Origin of the sequence: Acinetobacter sp. GFQ9D191M (genome assembly GCF_011174875.1) — a bacterium.
GTDB lineage: Bacteria > Pseudomonadota > Gammaproteobacteria > Pseudomonadales > Moraxellaceae > Acinetobacter.
Genome location: NZ_JAALGV010000008.1, coordinates 1 through 17,542 on the forward strand (window position 1 = coordinate 1; position 17,542 = coordinate 17,542).

The following is a 17,542-nucleotide window of genomic DNA, read 5'->3' on the forward strand; positions in this document are numbered from 1 at the left end:
TTTCAGCATACTTTTTGAAACACCACCCCTTTTTGTAATGATTCTGATGCTTTCCTTAATCACAATTATCCTGAAGAAAAATTACGAGTTTTTTAAAACAGAATAAGATCTACATGAATAAAAATAGGAGAAATTAGTTGTCATGTCAACCAATTGGTTGACATGACAACAAAATATTAAAAATCCATGTTAAAGTGGTTTAAAGACTTTTTGATACACGCTGTATGGATACTTCACTTAAACTTCAATTAGATCGATATATTCCTGCTTTAATTAACTTTTTTTCAAATAAGATGTCGAATGGTGCATCACAACTGTATGCTTTTTTATTTGATATGGGAGTCACAGATTGGCGCATTCTTTCTCTTTTAGCGGTTGAAGAGAATATTCCTGCAAGTAGAATTTGTCATGTTATTGGACTGGATAAGAGCGCTGTGAGTCGCTCTTTGGCAAAACTCCAAGAACGTGGTTATATTAAAATGACAGTAGATAAAAAAGATTCTCGTGTGAAAAAAAATACGCTCACATCTGCTGGTCTAATCATGTATGAAAAAATGTATCAAGTAGCCAAAGAGCGAGAAGAAAAAATTTTAGAGGTACTTTCTGACGAAGATCAAGAGCATTTAATTCGGATCTTAAATATTTTAAATTGTGAAATTAATGATATTAATGAATTTTTTATAGAAAAATATATTCAAAAATAACTATCAACCTTATGATTTAAATAGGGTCTGTTGACATTTCATAAGTTATTTATCTTGAAATATCTCTCGCTAAAAAGGTCAGCAAATGCTGACCTTTTGTCATTTTAGCACTTTCTATCGAATGCTTAGATATCTAGGAATACCGTTTCATTATCACCCTGGATACGTACATCAAAACGATAAACCACTTGACCATCACGCTCCTGGCGTTTTGCGATCAAGGTTTCACGACGTGGCGCCCACTCAATACCATTCAATAATGGATCATTGGCATTGGCTTCAGCTTCATCGTCAAAATAAACACGGGTATGTAAACCTAAGTTAATCCCACGTGCAAAAATTACCAGTGCAATATGCGGTGCTTGTTTAGTGCCTTTACGGCCTGGCACAACACCTGGCTTAATCGTATCAAAGCTCCATACACCGGTTTCAAAGTCAGCAGCAGCTCGGCCCCAACCCAAGAAGTTTGGATCGGCTTGCTTGCCTTGTATATCAGCTTGGCTCGGGTAAACACCATTGGCATCAGCTTGCCAGATCTCTACAAGAACATCGCGGAGTGGTAAACCTAGACCATCAAATACCTGACCTTCTAAACGAATACGTTCGCCTTGGGTTTCTGCTTTCGCCAACTGGTTATTGAAACTATGTTCAAACACTTCAATACCGGCCTGGTTTGGCATTAAACCGATATGTACGTACGGACCACCTGTTTGTGATGGTGTTTCACGTAATTCCTGAAAATTCCAACCGTTCATCATGATACTCCTTATCAAGTCAATTCATTTTCAAAATAAGTACCGCGACGACCACGTAGTGTGATGTCAAAACGGTAACAACGACTGTCCGCTTCAATAAAGTTGCTCTTGTCTTCAAGGGCAATCAAAGCGCGACGCTGTTGTTCTGAAGGAATTGTTTTTAAAATTGGGCAGCTATCAATCAGTGTATCGCCTTCAAAGTAGAACTGAGAAATTAAGCGCTGTGCCCAACCATCTGCCATCACTGAGAAGTGAATATGGGCTGGACGCCATTCATTAATACGGTTACGCCAAGGGTATGGGCCTGGTTTAATGGTACGAAAAACAAAGAAACCATTTTCATCCGTTAACATACGACCACAACCACCAAAGTTTGGATCGATTGCGCCAATAAACTTGTCATTTGGATGACGGTAACGACCTGAAGCATTGGCTTGCCACACTTCAATCATGGCATTTTTGACCGGACGACCGAATTGGTCACGTAGGTAACCGTGAATAATCACGCGCTCACCGACCGGTAAACCATCTTTGGCATAGTTTAAAATCAGATCATTATCTTTTGGACCCAAAAGATCAGCGCTAAAGTGGGGTGCAGTTACTTCTGTAAGTGTTTCTGCAATCGAGATCAATGCATTTTTTGGCGAGCGTAATACACTGGTTTTATAACCTGGTGCATACGCCGGTGGATGATCATCGGTATTACGCTGCGCATATGCGCCTGATAAAATTTGAGACATGAACCTCTCCTTATTCAATTTTAAAAAATCTTCCGTTATTTAAGTTTTGTCGGTGCAATACCGAGTTCTTCAAATACTTCTTCTGCCAGTGACATAGCAGCATTTGCAGCTGGCAAACCTGCATATAAAGAGGCATGTAGAAATAGCTCTTTCAGATCCTCTTTAGTCACGCCATTGTTAAAACATGCACGGATATGCATACGTAACTCAGCTTCACGACCCAATGCGAGCAAAATACCGATAGTCACCAGGCTACGTGTATGACGTGGTAATCCTGGACGTGACCATACTTCTCCCCAAGCAAAACGACTGATGAAGTTTTGGAAGTCTTCATTAAAGTCATTTAAATTTTCCAAAGAGCGTCCGACGTGTGCTTCACCTAGCACTTCAGTGCGTACTTCTATTCCCTGTTTGTAACGTTCTTCATCATTCATGATAAATACACTCTTTCACGTTTATAAGGCGGACTGAAGATGTCTGAGGAACACCTTCATTTCATAACGATATTTAATTAAAATCAGTGCTTTGCAATAAACTCTACAAAGATCTGGTTAAATTGTTGTGGTGCTTCAATATTGGATAAGTGTGATGCATCCACTACAGCGATCTCACAGTTCGGTATATGCGCTTGCATAAATTCGCCATCTGCCACTGTGGTCACCGGATCAAGTCCACCACAGAGTGCCAGACAAGGGACTTGAATCGTTGAAATCTGTTCACGTAAGTCTGCTTGAGCAAGCGCACGACATGCTGCTGCATACCCTTTTGGTGGGGTTACCGATAGGCTTTGAATGGTTTGCTGCGCAATAGCATCATGGATATAATCAAACTTGTCACTAAACCAACGTGTGTGCGTGGTACTCACAATTTCTGCCAAACCCTGTGTTTCTACAGTATCTGCACGTGATAACCATGCCTCTTCTTGACCGATTTTCGCTGCCGAGTTTGCAATAGTGATACTTAGAAAACGTTGTGGCGCAATTAAACCAAGTTGCAGGCCGGTGATTCCCCCCATTGAAATGCCACAAAAATGCGCTTTTTCAATATTAAAGTGATCAAGAATATCCACTACATCATTCGCCAAATCAGTTAGCTTACTATTTTCAATCACAGCACTTTTTCCATGACCACGGGTGTCATAACAAATCATGAAGTAATCCTGTGCAAATGCAACCACCTGTGCCTGCCACATGCCATGATCTGTACCCAATGAATTTGAAAAAATAATGGCTGGCTGAGTTGCATCACCAAAGCTATAAACTGCCAATTGTTGGCCATCTCGGTTCTTGATCAGTGAAATCATGCTGTCTTTCCTTGTACACGTTGCAATACCGCATCAATTTGCTGTTGGGTATTACCTAAATAACGTTGCGGATTAAAAATATCTTGCAGTTGCTGTGCATCAAAAATTGCTGTGATTTCAGCATTATTTTGTGCCACATCAAGTAAATGACGTTTCTCAGCGACTGCTTGTTTACATGCTGCTTCCACCACATGATGGGCATTGAGTCGACCTAGTTTTGGTGCCAATGCCATCATCAGCGCTTCTGCCATGATCAAGCCTTGGGTACATTCAAGATTGCGAAGCATATTGTCAGCTTGGACATCAAGTCCTTCAAACACTTCAATTGCACGTGCCAAACTGCCTGCGCACAGTTGGAAGATTTCCGGTAATGCAAGCCATTCAGCATGCCAAGAACCTAAACTGCGTTCATGTTCCTGAACGAGGCTTTGATAGATACTCGACATGAGTGCAGGTACACGATTCGCGGCTGCCAAAATTGATGCGGCTGCTACAGGATTACGTTTATGTGGCATAGTTGATGAACCACCACGCCCTGCCCCGCTTGGTTCAAACACTTCTGCAATTTCAGTTTGCATCATTAGCGACCAATCGCGCGCCATCTTGCCCAAATTACCTGTAATCGTTGCAAGCACATGGGCAATTTCAACAATACGATCGCGTTCACCATGCCAAGTACAATCCGGAATATTCAAATCAAGTTCTGCTGCAAAGGCTTCAACCACGGCACTACCCTGATCAAGGAGTGATGCAAGTGTGCCGACTGCTCCGCCCAATTGGGCGGTTAAAACAGAATTTTTAAGGGCTTGTACACGGTCAAAATCACGCTGCAAACTTGCCAACCAACGTGCAGTTTTATGACCAAAGGTCAGTGGCAAACCTTGTTGTAACCATGTCCGACCAATCATGACTTGGTCACGATAGCATTCAGTCAATTTTCGAGTCGCCACCATCGCCTGGATGAGTTGAGCTTCAATTAAATTCAAGCCATTACGGCACTGCAAAATACATGCAGTATCAATAATGTCTTGGCTTGTTGCTCCCCAATGCACATAGCGTGAAGCATCCTCGTCAACTTTTTTAACCGCAGCCGTTAATTGCTTCACAAAGGGAATTGCAATGTTTCCAGCAAGCCCTGATGCACTTGCAAGCGCAGTAAAGTCAATAACCTCATTTACCGGTTGGTGAGTAACGGATACAATCTGTGCTGCCGCTGACGCAGGAATAACCCCCACCTTGGATTGAGCCCGAGCCAATGCTGCTTCTGCTTGCAACATATAACGTACCATTCCTTCATCACTGAATATTGTGGTGATCTCAGTTTGGTAAAATAGACTTGCGTACAATTGGCTCATTTGAATGTCCTTTTCTAACTTGTTTTAAATACCTTTCATTGTTTTGTTTTTAAGCAACAAATGAAATAGGATTTAAATTTATACACGTTCAATAATCAGTGCGATGCCTTGGCCCACCCCGATACACATTGAGCAGAGGGCATATTTACCACCGGTCTGTTCCAGTTGATTCAAGGCAGTAGTCACCAGACGGGCACCGGAAGCACCGAGTGGATGACCAATTGCAATCGCACCGCCATTTGGGTTCACTCGTGCTTCATCATCTGCTAAACCTAAATCACGAGTTACCGCCAATGCCTGTGCAGCAAAAGCTTCGTTCAGTTCAATGACATCCATCTGATCCAGCGTTAGCCCAGTCTGGGCCAGCAGTTTTTTGATCGCCGGTGCCGGACCAAAGCCCATAATACGTGGCTCTACACCAACAACCGTTGAACCAATAATTTTGGCACGCGCTTTCAGTCCATATTGAGAAACTACTTCATCGGATGCAATCAGGAGAGCAGCAGCGCCATCATTGATGCCGGATGCATTGCCTGCCGTTACCGTACCATCTCCTTTGACGACTGGTTTTAGCTTGGTTAAACCTTCTAGTGTCGTAGAAGCACGAGGATGTTCATCGGTATTAACAACCACAGGTTCGCCTTTACGCTGAGGAATCACTACCGGAATGATTTCATTTTTAAAGAAACCTTTGGCCTGTGCCGCTGCAGTACGTTGCTGGCTGGTCAGGGCAAACTTGTCTTGATCTTCACGGTTGATATTGAACTGTGCTGCCACATTTTCCGCAGTTTCCGGCATGGTTTCCACGCCATACAGTTCCTTCAGTTTCGGGTTGATAAAACGCCAGCCCATGGTGGTATCTTCAAGCTTTTGAGTACGGCCATAAGCGGTTTCAGACTTACCCATCACCAGCGGTGCACGTGACATGGATTCCACACCACCAGCCACAATCAGATCAGCTTCACCTGCCTTAATCGCACGAGCAGCAATTGCTACCGCATCCAGGGAGGATCCACAGAGACGGTTAATCGTGGTTGCTGGCACTTGAAAAGGTACACCTGCCAGCAGGGCTGACATACGACCGACATTACGGTTATCTTCACCGGCCTGGTTGGCACAGCCGTAGATGATGTCATCTACTTTTTCCCAGTTGATATTTGAGTTGCGTTCCATCAGGGCTTTAATCGGAATCGCCCCCAGATCGTCAGCACGGACAGGAGCCAGTCCACCGGCATAGCGGCCGAATGGGGTACGGATGGCATCGATGATATATGCGTTTTTCATTTATTAAATTCCTTGTTCCTTTAAATCCCTCTAAATCCCCCTTTATAAAAGGGGGACTTTTCTTCCCTTTCTTGCGCTAGTTTTAAAAGCGGTGCTTTAAAACTCGCTCAGGGAGGTTAGGAAGGATTATTAACCCTGTGTTGCATCAATCAGTCTGGCACCCGTCATCGACTGCAATTCTTCAAATAACAGACCTTCAACTTTTTCAATCACTTTCATGCCATCAGCAGTGACATCAATCACACACAGGTCGGTGTAGATGCGATCGACACACTTCAAGCCAGTAGCAGGATAAGAAAGTTCAGATACAATTTTTGGTTCACCTTTTTTAGTGACGTGATCGGTCGTGATAAAGACTTTCTTGGCACCTACCGCCAGATCCATGGCACCGCCGACTGCAGGAATCGCATCAGGAGCACCGGTATGCCAGTTGGCCAAATCACCATTCTCAGCCACCTGGAAAGCACCCAACACTGCTATGTCTAAGTGACCACCACGCATCATTGCGAATGAATCCCCATGATGGAAAAAAGCACCGCCTTCAAGCATGGTCACAAATTCTTTTCCGGCATTGATTAGTTCAGGATCACGGTCTTCTTCTGCAGGTGGTGGGCCAAATGCTAGCAAACCATTTTCAGAATGCAGGAATACATCTTTATCTGAAGGCAGGTAGCTTGAAATTTTAGTGGGTAGGCCAATGCCTAAATTGACATAAGCCCCATCTGGAATGTCTTGGGCAACACGTTCAGCAATCTGGTCACGGGTCAGTTTGGTATAGCTCATCTTTTTTCTCCTTAGCCGTGATTACTGTGCAGGCTGTACTTGTACAACGTGCTGTACGAAAATGCCTGGGGTAATGATGTGTTCAGAATCGAGTGCCCCGAGTTCAACCACTTCAGACACCTGAGCAATCGTCACATCTGCCGCCATCGCCATGATTGGTCCGAAGTTACGGGCAGATTTGCGATACACCAGATTGCCCCAACGGTCACCTTTAGAAGCTTTAATCAGAGCAAAGTCCGCTTTAATTGGATTTTCTAAAACGTAATCTTTACCTTCGTAGTTCATGGTCTGTTTGCCTTCAGCCAGCAAAGTACCAAAACCAGTTGGTGTGTAGATTGGACCTAGGCCCATACCTGCTGCCTGAATACGGCAGGCCAAGTTACCTTGCGGAACCAGTTCCAGCTCGATCTTGCCTGCACGGTACAGTTCATCAAATACCCAGGAATCTGACTGACGTGGGAAAGAACAGATGATCTTACGTACTGCACCAGCTTTAAGGAGCTTTGCCAGGCCATAATCCCCGTTACCGGCATTGTTATTGACGATCACCAGATCTTTCACACCAAGTTCGATCAGGCCATCGATCAGTTCAGCCGGCTGACCTGCGGTACCGAAACCACCAATCATGATGGTTGATCCGTCTTTGATTTGTGAAAGTGCTTCAACCAGTGAAGCAGAACTTTTATCGATCATCAAATAACTCCATGTGTTGCCACTAAGTACAAAAATTTTTGAGAACCTAAGGTTCTGGTGAAAATACATTCTGGACGGAGAACAAATTCCAACCAAAATCCTTAGGATTCTGTGTGATCTATTCTTGATAAAATCCAAGCTTTCGACTACGGTTTAAAAATGGTTTTGTACGATTTACAGAATCTTTGTACGATGATCGAACAAAAACTTTTTCTAATTCTTAGAATTGAATAAAGAAACCGTAACGATACATGCAGAAGTAATATATGAAGATCAAGGAATTTGACATGGCAACCAGCGATAGTTCACGTGACCAGGTGATCCAGAACCCTGAGAATAAAAAAATGATTCGTCATGAAGACTTCATTGCCGGGGTAAGTAAAGGATTGGCAATTCTGGATTGCTTTGCCAATGATAGACACCGTTTAAACGTTAGCATGGCAGCTGAAAAAACAGGACTTACACGGGCTGCTGCGCGTCGTCATTTACTAACACTGGAATATCTTGGTTATTTAGATTTTGATGGCCATTTTTATTCTTTGAGTCCTAAAGTCCTTAAATTTTCAGGAGCTTATTTGAGTGGAGCACAGTTACCTAAAATTGCTCAACCCCTTCTCAATTTGCTCACCCAGCAAACTTCATTGATTTACTCTGTTATGGTCTTGGATGGTTTTGAGGCAATTACGATCGCACGTAGTGCTGCACACCAACAAACCGATCGGGTCAATCCTTACGGCTTACATCTCGGCAATCGATTACCCGCACATGCCACTTCTGCAGGGAAAGTTTTACTCAGTTATTTAAGCCCTGAGTCTCAGCAAGAATGGCTTGATCAATACCCTTTAAAATCACTGACTAAATACACGTATACCGATAATCAGGCATTTTTAGCTCTGTTACAGCAGATTCGTGCCAATGAATACTGTTATTCAGCAGAAGAGCATGAACTTGGTGTACATGCACTTGCGGTTCCAATTTATAACCACCGTGCCGATGTCGTTGCTGCTTTAAACATTGTTTCCCCGACTGGACGCACCAGCAAAGAATATTTACAACAGCATATTTTGCCTTTACTGCAACAAACAGCGCGAGAATTCCGTCAATTTGTTTAAGCCATTTTCTAGATAGAATGCGAATGTTGTAAATGAATACCTTTTCTCTAAAATAAAAAAACACATCGAGCTCAAATGAACTCGATGTGTCCTGAATCTTAAATAACACAAGTCTTTAAATTTGTACTTAGCTCGCTTTTTGTAGCGGTAGGCCTACATAATTTTCAGCAAGTGTCGTCTGACCTGCTTCTGAACCTAAAATGTAGCTTAATTCTGCTTGTTTGATTTTATGTTCAAACTCAGTTTCTGTTTCAAAACGATGAAGTAAATGTGTCATCCACCAAGAAAAACGTTCTGCTTTCCACACACGTTTTAAACAGTTTTCCGAATAGCTATCAATGCCAGCTTCTGAACCATTGTCATAGTATTCAATCAAAGCTTTAGACAAGAATGCGATATCTGATGCAGCAAGATTAAGACCTTTGGCACCTGTTGGCGGAACAATATGCGCTGCATCCCCTGCCAGGAACAATTTACCAAAACGCATTGGCTCTGTTACAAAGCTACGCAGTGGTGCAATACTTTTCTCAATTGAAGGACCCGTGATCAGTTTTTCACGGCTTTCAGGATCAAGCCGGTTTTTCAGTTCTTCCCAGAACTGTTCATCTGACCAGTTTTCAACTTTGTCTGTTAATGATACCTGCAGGTAGTAACGGCTACGTGTATTTGAACGCATACTGCAGAGTGCAAAACCACGCTCGGATTGTACGTAAATTAATTCATCTGCTACTGGCGGTACATCTGCAAGTACACCCAACCAGCCAAATGGGTACACTTTTTCAAAGGTCTTGATTTTATCTTCAGGAACGCTGGCACGGCATACACCATGGTAACCATCACAACCTGCGATAAAATCACATTGAACCGTGACCTGACGGCCTTCATGTTCAAATGTCACAGAAGGCTGCTCACCATAAAATTCATGAACTTGTACATTACTTGCTTCGTAGAAAGACGTTAATTGCGCTTCAGTACGTGCTTGCATCAAGTCTTTGGTTACTTCAGTTTGACCATAAACAGTGACTTGCTTACCTCCGGTGAGTTGAGTCAGATCCACACGATGTTTCTCACCATTGGTTAAAATTTCAATACCGTTATGTGGTAAGCCCTTTTCTCTGAGTTGAGCATCTACACCGGCCTCAGCCAAAAGGTCAACCGATACCTGCTCAAGAATACCAGCACGGATACGGCTTGCTACATACTCAGCACTACGCTGCTCAATCAAAATATGATCAATACCGGCTTTATAGAGTAATTGTCCAAGCAATAATCCTGCTGGACCTGAACCAATAATTGCGACTTTAGTGTTTAAAATTTCCATATGCTGACAATTTCCAAATAGCCATCCTTTTTTACAAGCTAAGAAATTTTTATGTTTCCGCCTAGACTTTAGCCTCAATCCCTACCGAAATAGATGACTTTTGACCGATGATCGGACAAGATATCTAAAGAAAATAAATAATGAGGGGAATGTAATTGCGCAAGAATTTGATTTTTAGTGAAAATAATAATGAATCTATTCAGTATGACGACTACATTGCAGGTCTGGCAAAAGGTTTAAGTTTGCTTGAATGCTTCAGTACTGAACGTCAAAAGCTGAATGTTACCCAGATTGCTGAACGTACCGGGCTCAGTCGTACTGCGGCTCGACGCTATGTCCGTACCCTCAAATTTCTCGGTTATCTCGATACAGATGAACATTTCTATTGGCTCACCTATAAAGTGTTACGCTTTTCCAGCGCTTATCTCAGTTCCGCCTACTTACCTAAAGTTGCCCAACCGATGCTCAACCTCTTAAGCATAAAAACTGCTTTGAGTTATTCTGTTGCAGTACTTGATGAGCATGAAGTTGTACCTGTTGCAAAAAGTATTGCTCCCCAAATTGACACCAGCAAACTTAGTCCACTTGGTGTACACCTAGGGAACCGCCTGCCTGCGTATGCTACATCGACGGGCAAAATTCTGCTTTCACGTTTAAGTCTTGAAGCCCAACAACAATGGCTGGATAAATTTAACCTGAAACGGCTTACCCCCTACACCATTACGGATCCACAGGTTTTTTTAAAAACATTAGAGCAAGTTGGTCAGCTTGATTACTGTATTTCTACAGAAGAACATGAATTAGGAATCATTGCGATGGCAGTCCCCATTTTAAATATGCAGGGAGATACTGTAGCTGCGCTAAACTGTATTGGCTCAAGCGCGCGTATTAATACCAGTTATTTAATACAAAATATCCTCCCTCTGCTTAAACAGACTGCTCATGAGTTGCGTGCCATACTTTGATAATATTGCATGATTTTTAAAGTTTTTTATGATTTTTTATGCTAAGTGATTGATCATATGTATTCTTTTTTTACAAAATGAACGCCTTTGTTCATACTTTTTAATTCCTAGTATTTCACTAGATTATTCAATGATTTCCTATGCTCTATGGATCCATTTAATCCAAAAAAACGATTATTGCATATATTTTATGCTTGTATTTGGATCCAATAATGATAAATTCAGCACATCGCAAGTAGGCTGATTAAATCTTCAGCAACAGAACATGGACGGGTTCTGATCTGCGGTGGACATCTTAAACATTACTAGGATGACACCTTTTAACCAAAAAAATTATGCAATATTAATAAACTAATCACGTTTATTTATACATATATATGCTGGTTTAGGTGTCTGATTCCATGGAGAAAGTAAATGGTTCAGAACCCTCGTGAGGAAATGAATAACAAAACCATGAATAGCTATCAATGGTTTGTTATCGGTATCTGTGTTCTTTTAAATGTCATCGATGGTTTCGATGTATTGGTGATGGCATTCACTGCATCATCGGTATCAGCAGAATGGGGACTCACAGGTTCACAGTTAGGTGCTTTATTAAGTGCCGGTCTGTTTGGTATGGGTGCAGGTTCTTTATTTTTGGCCCCTTGGGCAGACAAAATTGGTCGTCGCCCTTTAATTCTGCTTTGTCTGCTTATTAGTGGTGTCAGCATGATTGCTGCTTCACTAGTACAGAGTGCAACTCAGCTCGGTATTATGCGTTTCATTACTGGTCTAGGGATTGGTGGTATTTTGGCAAGCAGTAATGTGATTGCCAGTGAATATGCATCATCGCGCTGGAGAAGCCTGGCAGTAAGTTTGCAATCCACCGGTTATGCCATAGGTGCAACCATTGGCGGTATGATTGCAATTGCTTTGATCAGCCATTTCGGCTGGCGTTCAGTCTTCCTTGCAGGCGGATTAACGACCATGTTTATGCTGGTAGTAGCATTTTTCACTTTACCAGAATCGCTTGATTATCTGCTGGTTAAACAGCCAAAAAATGCTTTAGATCGTATTAATCACCTCTGCCAACGTATTGGTTTGACTCGTATTCAGCAACTTCCTGAAGTTGTACTCAATACCGCACAATCTAAGATTGGAATTGCAAAATTATTCACTGCTGGGCTCGGCCTACAAACCATTTTACTTTGGGTTAGTTTCTTCTTCGTAATGTTCGGCTTCTACTTCGTTATGAGCTGGACACCAAAAATCTTGTCTGCAAACGGCATGACGACTGAACAAGGTGTGACTGCTGGTGTACTGATCAGTGCAGGCGGCATGTTTGGTGCTGCATTAATCGGTCTAATTAGTGCACGTGTACGTGTATTTTATGTACAAGCAGCCTTCCTGGCATTAACCGCTATCTTAATTCTGCTTTTTGTAAACAGTACCGGCACACTTACTATTGCCTTTATCCTTTCAGTTTTCTTGGGCGTATTATCTAATGGCTGTGTAGCAGGTCTTTATGCCATGTCGCCATCAATCTATGCAGCTGATGTGCGTGCTACCGGTGTAGGTTCTGCAATTGGTTTTGGCCGTATTGGTGGAATTTTATCTCCGTTAGTTGCAGGGGCTTTCCTGGACGGCGGAATTTCTTCACTTACCTTGTATGGCTACTATGCGGGTGCGTTTATTCTTGCGATTGTGACTGTGCTTAGTCTTTCAAAATTGCAAAACAAACATGCAGCTCAGTTGAATTTCCAAGGCTCTACTGTAAGTTCATAACTTTTTATTACTTCATTATCATGAGCTGAACATGAAGTTCAGCTCTATTCAAATATATAGGGATAATATCATGAGATTCTCTGCAATCTTTTTGGGGATACTTTCGTCTGTAGTTTTAGCTCCTGCTTTTGCAAACAGTTTTATTGATGATTCTCAGGTCACATTGACAGCACGTAATTTCTATTATGACCGTGACTATAAGCAAGGAGATGCTTTCCCGGCAGCGCGTGATTGGGCTCAGGGTTTTATCTTAAAAGCAAATTCTGGTTATACACCAGGTGTTGTTGGATTTGGTGTAGATATCCTAGGTCTGGCAGGTTTTAACTTATTAGGCGATAGCGTCGATGAGTATGCTGCTTCCGGTTTGCTCCCTGTTGGTAAAGACAGAAAGCGCGCCGATCAGTATGGTGAACTCCGTTGGACCGCGAAAGCAAAAGTACAGGATTCCACATTACATGTAGGAACATTGGCGCCCATGTTCCCTGTGCTATTTTCCAGCCCTGCCCGTTTATTCCAGCAGAACTATCGTGGTGCTCATTTACAGTTTAATGAAATAGACAATTTAAAAGTTCATGCATTGTATACAGATCGAGTCAACCAACGAGACTCCACCAACTATGAAAAGATTCGAGTAGGTAACCCAAATGGGCGATTTGAAGCTGCTGCTGAATCTTCTGGCCTGCATATGTTGGGGGCTGAATATAAAGTAAATGATCAGGTTGCTACACAACTTTTTTATGCAGACTTACATGATGTGTATCAACAAAGTTTCTTGGGTCTAAAAACCAAGCATAATATTGGTATCGGTAACTTCCTATCTGATTTGCGTTTGTTCGTGAGTGAAGATTCAGGCGATGCCCTTGCAGGTGATATCGAGAATCAACATTTCAGTGGCATCTTCGGCTTAAATCGTAGTAATCACACCTTTAGCCTTGGTTATATGCAATCGTTTGGTGACACTGCAATGCCTACATTAGCAGGAGCCGAACCAGCAGTATTCTTAGACAGTATGAGTGCGGACTTCACCAATATTAATGAGAAAGTTTATCATGCCCGTTATGACTACGATTTTAAAGATACCTCACTTAATGGTCTTAAATTTATGACTCGTTATAGTAAAGGGGTAGATATTGAAATTAGAAGTCTGCCTGGCGAAGAGTTTGAGCAAGATGCTCTAGATTTTGAATTAAGTTACCGCATTCCGACAGGTAAGCTCGAAGGTTTAAACCTGCGTGCGCGTTATAGTCATTATCGAAATAATATGCCTGCACAAGGTATGGCTTTCCGCTCTGATAATGAAACACGTGTAAATATTGATTACACTTGGAAATTTAAGTAAATCACACTTAATTTTGAAAAAATGAATGATCTTGATGACACTACTCAAAAGAGTAGTGTCAGATCCTAATATATTTTTAGAGTAGTATCAGAACTAAATCTGTTAAATAAATTATTATTTTTGAGATAGTATCAATTGCATTTAAAACCTGAAGAACGAATTCCAAAAATAAAATTCTAGAATGTCAAAAATTATCCCCAATTTTCCCTTTTAGAGTTAGGATCTTGAGCTATAAGGCTAATCTCATTTAACTCTCAGCCAAGCTACTAATTTATTGCTGCCCCTCACTCCTGCCTAAAAAATACAATTTAGCTTAAAATCAAAGAGATTTTTTATTTAAAAGTCATTGATTTTAAAAAAATATAATCATAAAGAACTATTTTAATACTTACATTTTCTCTCTATAAACACAATCTTTTTCAACAAAAATTTCCCCTTTTTACTCTAGGTTTCTGATCATGAATTCCTAAGATAGCTTTTACTTCTATCATTAAGATAGAAGTGAAGTAAATGAGCATAAAACTTCTGATATTTACCAAGCTTTTTCATAACTTAAAATATGCTCATTTTTAAAATTCTTATAGTGTGAAGAACTTCTATACCTTATGCCTATTCATAACTAACTTATGAACTAGCAATCAAAGCCGAACAAATTGCCCGTTTTTCTGGTTCAGATAACTTATGGGCTAAAAGACCTTCAATGGTGAAAACAGCTATTTTTACTTTAGGCTCAATTTGATCAGCAGCCACCCCTATCTTCTGTAGCTCTAAACGAAACAAAGCCTCCACCATGACATGAAACCTCTCATGCCACTCCTTCAGCTCTGGTGAAAATTTTAATCTGGCATGCACAGTACTCACTAGGCGATCAACTAATTGCAGTTGATCCACTACCCAGATTAAACGTTCAGAAAGATCCTTTGATGATTGCAACATGTATTCATTTATATGCTTCGTTAATTCAGCATTCAAAATGCTCACTAGCAGTTCATCTTTGTTTTTGAAATACCAATATATTGTATTTGGAGCTACCTGAGCTTCGACCGCAATGCGGTTGATTGAAGTAGCATCATACCCTTCGGTTAGAAACAACGAACGTGCAGCATCGATAATCTCTTGTTGTTTTTCTTCCCGATCTTGTACACGTTTATTACGGGCCATTCAGTTTTCCTAATCTACTAAAAATTAAGGTGCTATCGCATAAAACGAGTCAAAGCAGTATCGTAAATTCTTCTTGAATGCTATTCAAGAATATAGTTAAATCATACAATCTTGAACGACATTCAAGATAATGTAAAAGAATAATAATGCACTACTGATTGATCAAAATAAATTTAATTTTCTGGTGCATTTTTAACAAGAAATAAGATGGAAGGCAGCCATCAAGAAATCTAAGAGCAGGCTAAACTATATGACAAATCGTAAATATCCTGATACCTCACATATTGAAAAATCAGTCTATGAGTCTAATTTCCTAACTGAAGGCGATATGTGCTCAGCAACTTTACATGTACCTAAAGAGTCAGCAACACAAAAGCTGCCTGCTGTTTTAATGGTAGGTGGTTGGGGAAGTATTCAAGGTGCATTGACCGATTCTTTCATCAATCACTTTGTTACCCAAGGTTACGCTGTGATGGAATTTGATTATCCAGGCTGGGGATTGAGTGAAGGTCTGCCACGTCAGGATATTAATCCGTGGAAACGAGTAAAAACCGTTAATAAGGCTTTATCCCATTTGAAGTCTATGTCTCAGGTGGATGCTGACAATATTATTGCTTGGGGTACTTCATTTGGTGGTGGACATGTAGTGGATCTGGTAGCAGAACACCCTGAATTAAAAGGTGCCATTATTCAAGTTCCTATGCTAGATGGGATCAGTACAGTACGTTCTGTACCTCTACCCCAAATGTTTAAGTTTTTAGGGTATGGTTTAGCGGACAGAATTAAACCAGGTGAACGAATTTGTATTCCAACTGTGTCACAACCGGGTCAATTAGGAGCGATGGATCGTGATCAGGCCTGGAATGCCATGGAACTTGCTAAAGAGAAATTGAATATAGACTATGATAATCGTGTTACTGCACGTTCGCTTTTGACCATGGGGTTCTATCGCCCATGGAAACGTTTAAAGCAGGTCAAAGTACCTATGTTGATTGTAGGGGCAACTCAGGATACCGTCGCTCCGTTCGTAGCTAAAAAGATCGAAAAGGTAAAGAATCCTTTCATTCAAATGAAGAAAATTGAAGCGGACCATTTTGACCCTTATTTTGAGCCATACTTCTCACAAAATTTAAGTTATCAGTTAGACTTTTTAAACAGCTTAAAGCCTTCAAGAGCACACGTATAAATGCCATACTGTTTATAACAGCTAAAATAGCCTTATCCTTGGATAAGGCTGTTTTTTTAAAGCGATCGATAGAAAATTTTTAAATTAAAGCTGCTGTAGAAATGATATGTGTTGCGATTGGATGCGATCGATATAGGGTGCATGAAACAGATCAAAATGCCCACAATCTTCTTCTAAATAGCAGATTGACTTTGATTGTTGCGCCGTTTTACGTGTACTTGAAATTGGAATCAAGGAGTCTTGCTTTGCTCCAATCATTAAGGTTGGGGTCTGAATTTTATGGCTTACTGAAATGGGGCGATAAAATGGAATAGTGAGGACGATTCGTGCAGGAACCTGGTTATCCCAGTTTTGGTTTTCCTCAACTAATGAATAATAACCCCGATAACAATCTGAACCCGATAGGACTGCAAACCGGCTTTTTGCCACGATCTTCATCAATTTTGACTTGCCAAATAGACTATAGAACAAGTCAGTGATTGCTAAATAGGTTGCAGGTAAGAGATAACGTTTAGGGTAACCCAGCAAACTAGCCAAACCATCCACATGCGGAAAGTTAGCAATAACGGCATGGTACTTCTGTTCACTGGCGAGTGTTAATACATGTCCCCCGCTAAATGAGTAACCCCATAATACAAAGTCCTGCTCAGTCAGATTAAACTCATTTTTGAGATATTGAATGACTGCTTTCCAGTCCTTTAATTGACTATTTTTATCGACAAGATTTTTATATTTACCACTACTCTTGCCAAATCCTCTATGATCAAAACAGCAAACACTATATCCCTGTTCCAGATAAGATTTGATATATCGATCTAGGGCACAACTTTTGTCTCCACCCAAGCCATGAGCCATAATGACAAAGGGCAAGCCATTATTATTTATATATAAATCAGCCTGAATTTGAAAAGAGTCTAAAGGTATAAAAACATTTTTTATTTGCATTACTCATTCCCTGTAATACATTTTTTAAATATTAAAACGCAATAAGTGCGAGCAGCACTTATTGCTTAACTTCATATTTGCCTAGGCAGCAAATAATTTAGAAATTAATTTTAAGGCTCTAGACTAGCAAAA

17 protein-coding genes are annotated in these 17,542 nt (G+C 41.0%); 6 read left to right on the forward strand and 11 right to left on the reverse strand.

The window, feature by feature from the left end; all coding sequences use genetic code 11:
- The first annotated feature begins 224 nt into the window (after positions 1-224).
- On the forward strand, positions 225-704 hold the full coding sequence (locus G5T77_RS01285) for a MarR family winged helix-turn-helix transcriptional regulator (RefSeq protein ID WP_075168026.1): 480 nt from the start codon (positions 225-227) through the stop codon (positions 702-704).
- 125 nt (positions 705-829) lie between these two features.
- Here the strand turns inward: G5T77_RS01285 and pcaG are convergent, their stop codons facing one another.
- The 8 genes from pcaG to G5T77_RS01325 form a co-directional block, all read right to left on the reverse strand.
- Positions 830-1,459 (reverse strand): protocatechuate 3,4-dioxygenase subunit alpha, encoded by a 630-nt coding sequence (gene pcaG, locus G5T77_RS01290; protein WP_166137386.1) that lies wholly within the window; start codon positions 1,457-1,459, stop codon positions 830-832.
- Between the two features lie 14 nt (positions 1,460-1,473).
- Complete coding sequence (pcaH, locus tag G5T77_RS01295; RefSeq protein ID WP_166137342.1) at positions 1,474-2,199, reverse strand: protocatechuate 3,4-dioxygenase subunit beta; 726 nt, start codon at positions 2,197-2,199, stop codon at positions 1,474-1,476.
- Positions 2,200-2,234: 35 nt separating this feature from the next.
- A complete protein-coding gene (gene pcaC, locus G5T77_RS01300) occupies positions 2,235-2,633 on the reverse strand; it encodes a 4-carboxymuconolactone decarboxylase (protein WP_166137345.1) in 399 nt (132 codons plus the stop codon).
- Between the two features lie 83 nt (positions 2,634-2,716).
- The gene (locus G5T77_RS01305) at positions 2,717-3,502 is read right to left on the reverse strand and encodes an alpha/beta fold hydrolase (RefSeq protein WP_171521861.1); all 786 of its coding nucleotides are present in this window, start codon (positions 3,500-3,502) and stop codon (positions 2,717-2,719) included.
- Positions 3,499-4,857: a 3-carboxy-cis,cis-muconate cycloisomerase gene (gene pcaB / locus G5T77_RS01310; protein ID WP_166137348.1), complete on the reverse strand. Its 1,359-nt coding sequence runs from the start codon at positions 4,855-4,857 to the stop codon at positions 3,499-3,501. The genes G5T77_RS01305 and pcaB overlap by 4 nt, the downstream gene beginning before the upstream one ends.
- Before the next feature lie 78 nt (positions 4,858-4,935).
- A complete protein-coding gene (gene pcaF / locus G5T77_RS01315) occupies positions 4,936-6,141 on the reverse strand; it encodes a 3-oxoadipyl-CoA thiolase (protein ID WP_166137351.1) in 1,206 nt (401 codons plus the stop codon).
- Between the two features lie 129 nt (positions 6,142-6,270).
- Positions 6,271-6,924 (reverse strand): 3-oxoacid CoA-transferase subunit B, encoded by a 654-nt coding sequence (locus tag G5T77_RS01320; protein WP_166137354.1) that lies wholly within the window; start codon positions 6,922-6,924, stop codon positions 6,271-6,273.
- Between the two features lie 21 nt (positions 6,925-6,945).
- On the reverse strand, positions 6,946-7,617 hold the full coding sequence (locus tag G5T77_RS01325) for a 3-oxoacid CoA-transferase subunit A (protein ID WP_166137359.1): 672 nt from the start codon (positions 7,615-7,617) through the stop codon (positions 6,946-6,948).
- A 287-nt stretch (positions 7,618-7,904) separates the two neighbouring features.
- Between G5T77_RS01325 and pcaU the strand changes: the two genes are divergently transcribed.
- Positions 7,905-8,729: an IclR family transcriptional regulator PcaU gene (pcaU, locus tag G5T77_RS01330; RefSeq protein ID WP_166137362.1), complete on the forward strand. Its 825-nt coding sequence runs from the start codon at positions 7,905-7,907 to the stop codon at positions 8,727-8,729.
- A 127-nt stretch (positions 8,730-8,856) separates the two neighbouring features.
- On the opposite strand, the gene pobA is transcribed toward pcaU, so the two are convergent.
- On the reverse strand, positions 8,857-10,050 hold the full coding sequence (gene pobA, locus G5T77_RS01335; protein ID WP_166137365.1) for a 4-hydroxybenzoate 3-monooxygenase: 1,194 nt from the start codon (positions 10,048-10,050) through the stop codon (positions 8,857-8,859).
- Positions 10,051-10,205: 155 nt separating this feature from the next.
- Between pobA and G5T77_RS01340 the strand changes: the two genes are divergently transcribed.
- The 3 genes from G5T77_RS01340 (at position 10,206) to G5T77_RS01350 (ending at position 14,118) form a co-directional block, all read left to right on the forward strand.
- Positions 10,206-11,015 (forward strand): IclR family transcriptional regulator C-terminal domain-containing protein, encoded by an 810-nt coding sequence (locus tag G5T77_RS01340; RefSeq protein WP_166137368.1) that lies wholly within the window; start codon positions 10,206-10,208, stop codon positions 11,013-11,015.
- A 414-nt stretch (positions 11,016-11,429) separates the two neighbouring features.
- Complete coding sequence (locus tag G5T77_RS01345; RefSeq protein WP_166137371.1) at positions 11,430-12,779, forward strand: MFS transporter; 1,350 nt, start codon at positions 11,430-11,432, stop codon at positions 12,777-12,779.
- Between the two features lie 70 nt (positions 12,780-12,849).
- A complete protein-coding gene (locus G5T77_RS01350) occupies positions 12,850-14,118 on the forward strand; it encodes an OprD family outer membrane porin (RefSeq protein WP_166137374.1) in 1,269 nt (422 codons plus the stop codon).
- A gap of 624 nt (positions 14,119-14,742) precedes the next feature.
- Here G5T77_RS01350 and G5T77_RS01355 read toward each other — a convergent pair.
- Positions 14,743-15,279, reverse strand: a complete 537-nt coding sequence (locus tag G5T77_RS01355) for a TetR/AcrR family transcriptional regulator (protein ID WP_166137377.1) — start codon at positions 15,277-15,279, stop codon at positions 14,743-14,745.
- Between the two features lie 250 nt (positions 15,280-15,529).
- Here G5T77_RS01355 and G5T77_RS01360 point away from each other — a divergent pair, with 250 nt between their 5' ends.
- On the forward strand, positions 15,530-16,465 hold the full coding sequence (locus G5T77_RS01360; protein WP_166137380.1) for an alpha/beta fold hydrolase: 936 nt from the start codon (positions 15,530-15,532) through the stop codon (positions 16,463-16,465).
- An 84-nt stretch (positions 16,466-16,549) separates the two neighbouring features.
- Here the strand turns inward: G5T77_RS01360 and G5T77_RS01365 are convergent, their stop codons facing one another.
- Positions 16,550-17,410 carry an alpha/beta fold hydrolase gene (locus G5T77_RS01365; protein WP_166137383.1) on the reverse strand — a complete coding sequence of 287 codons (861 nt, stop codon included), beginning with the start codon at positions 17,408-17,410 and terminating at the stop codon, positions 16,550-16,552.
- Positions 17,411-17,542 lie beyond the last annotated feature (132 nt).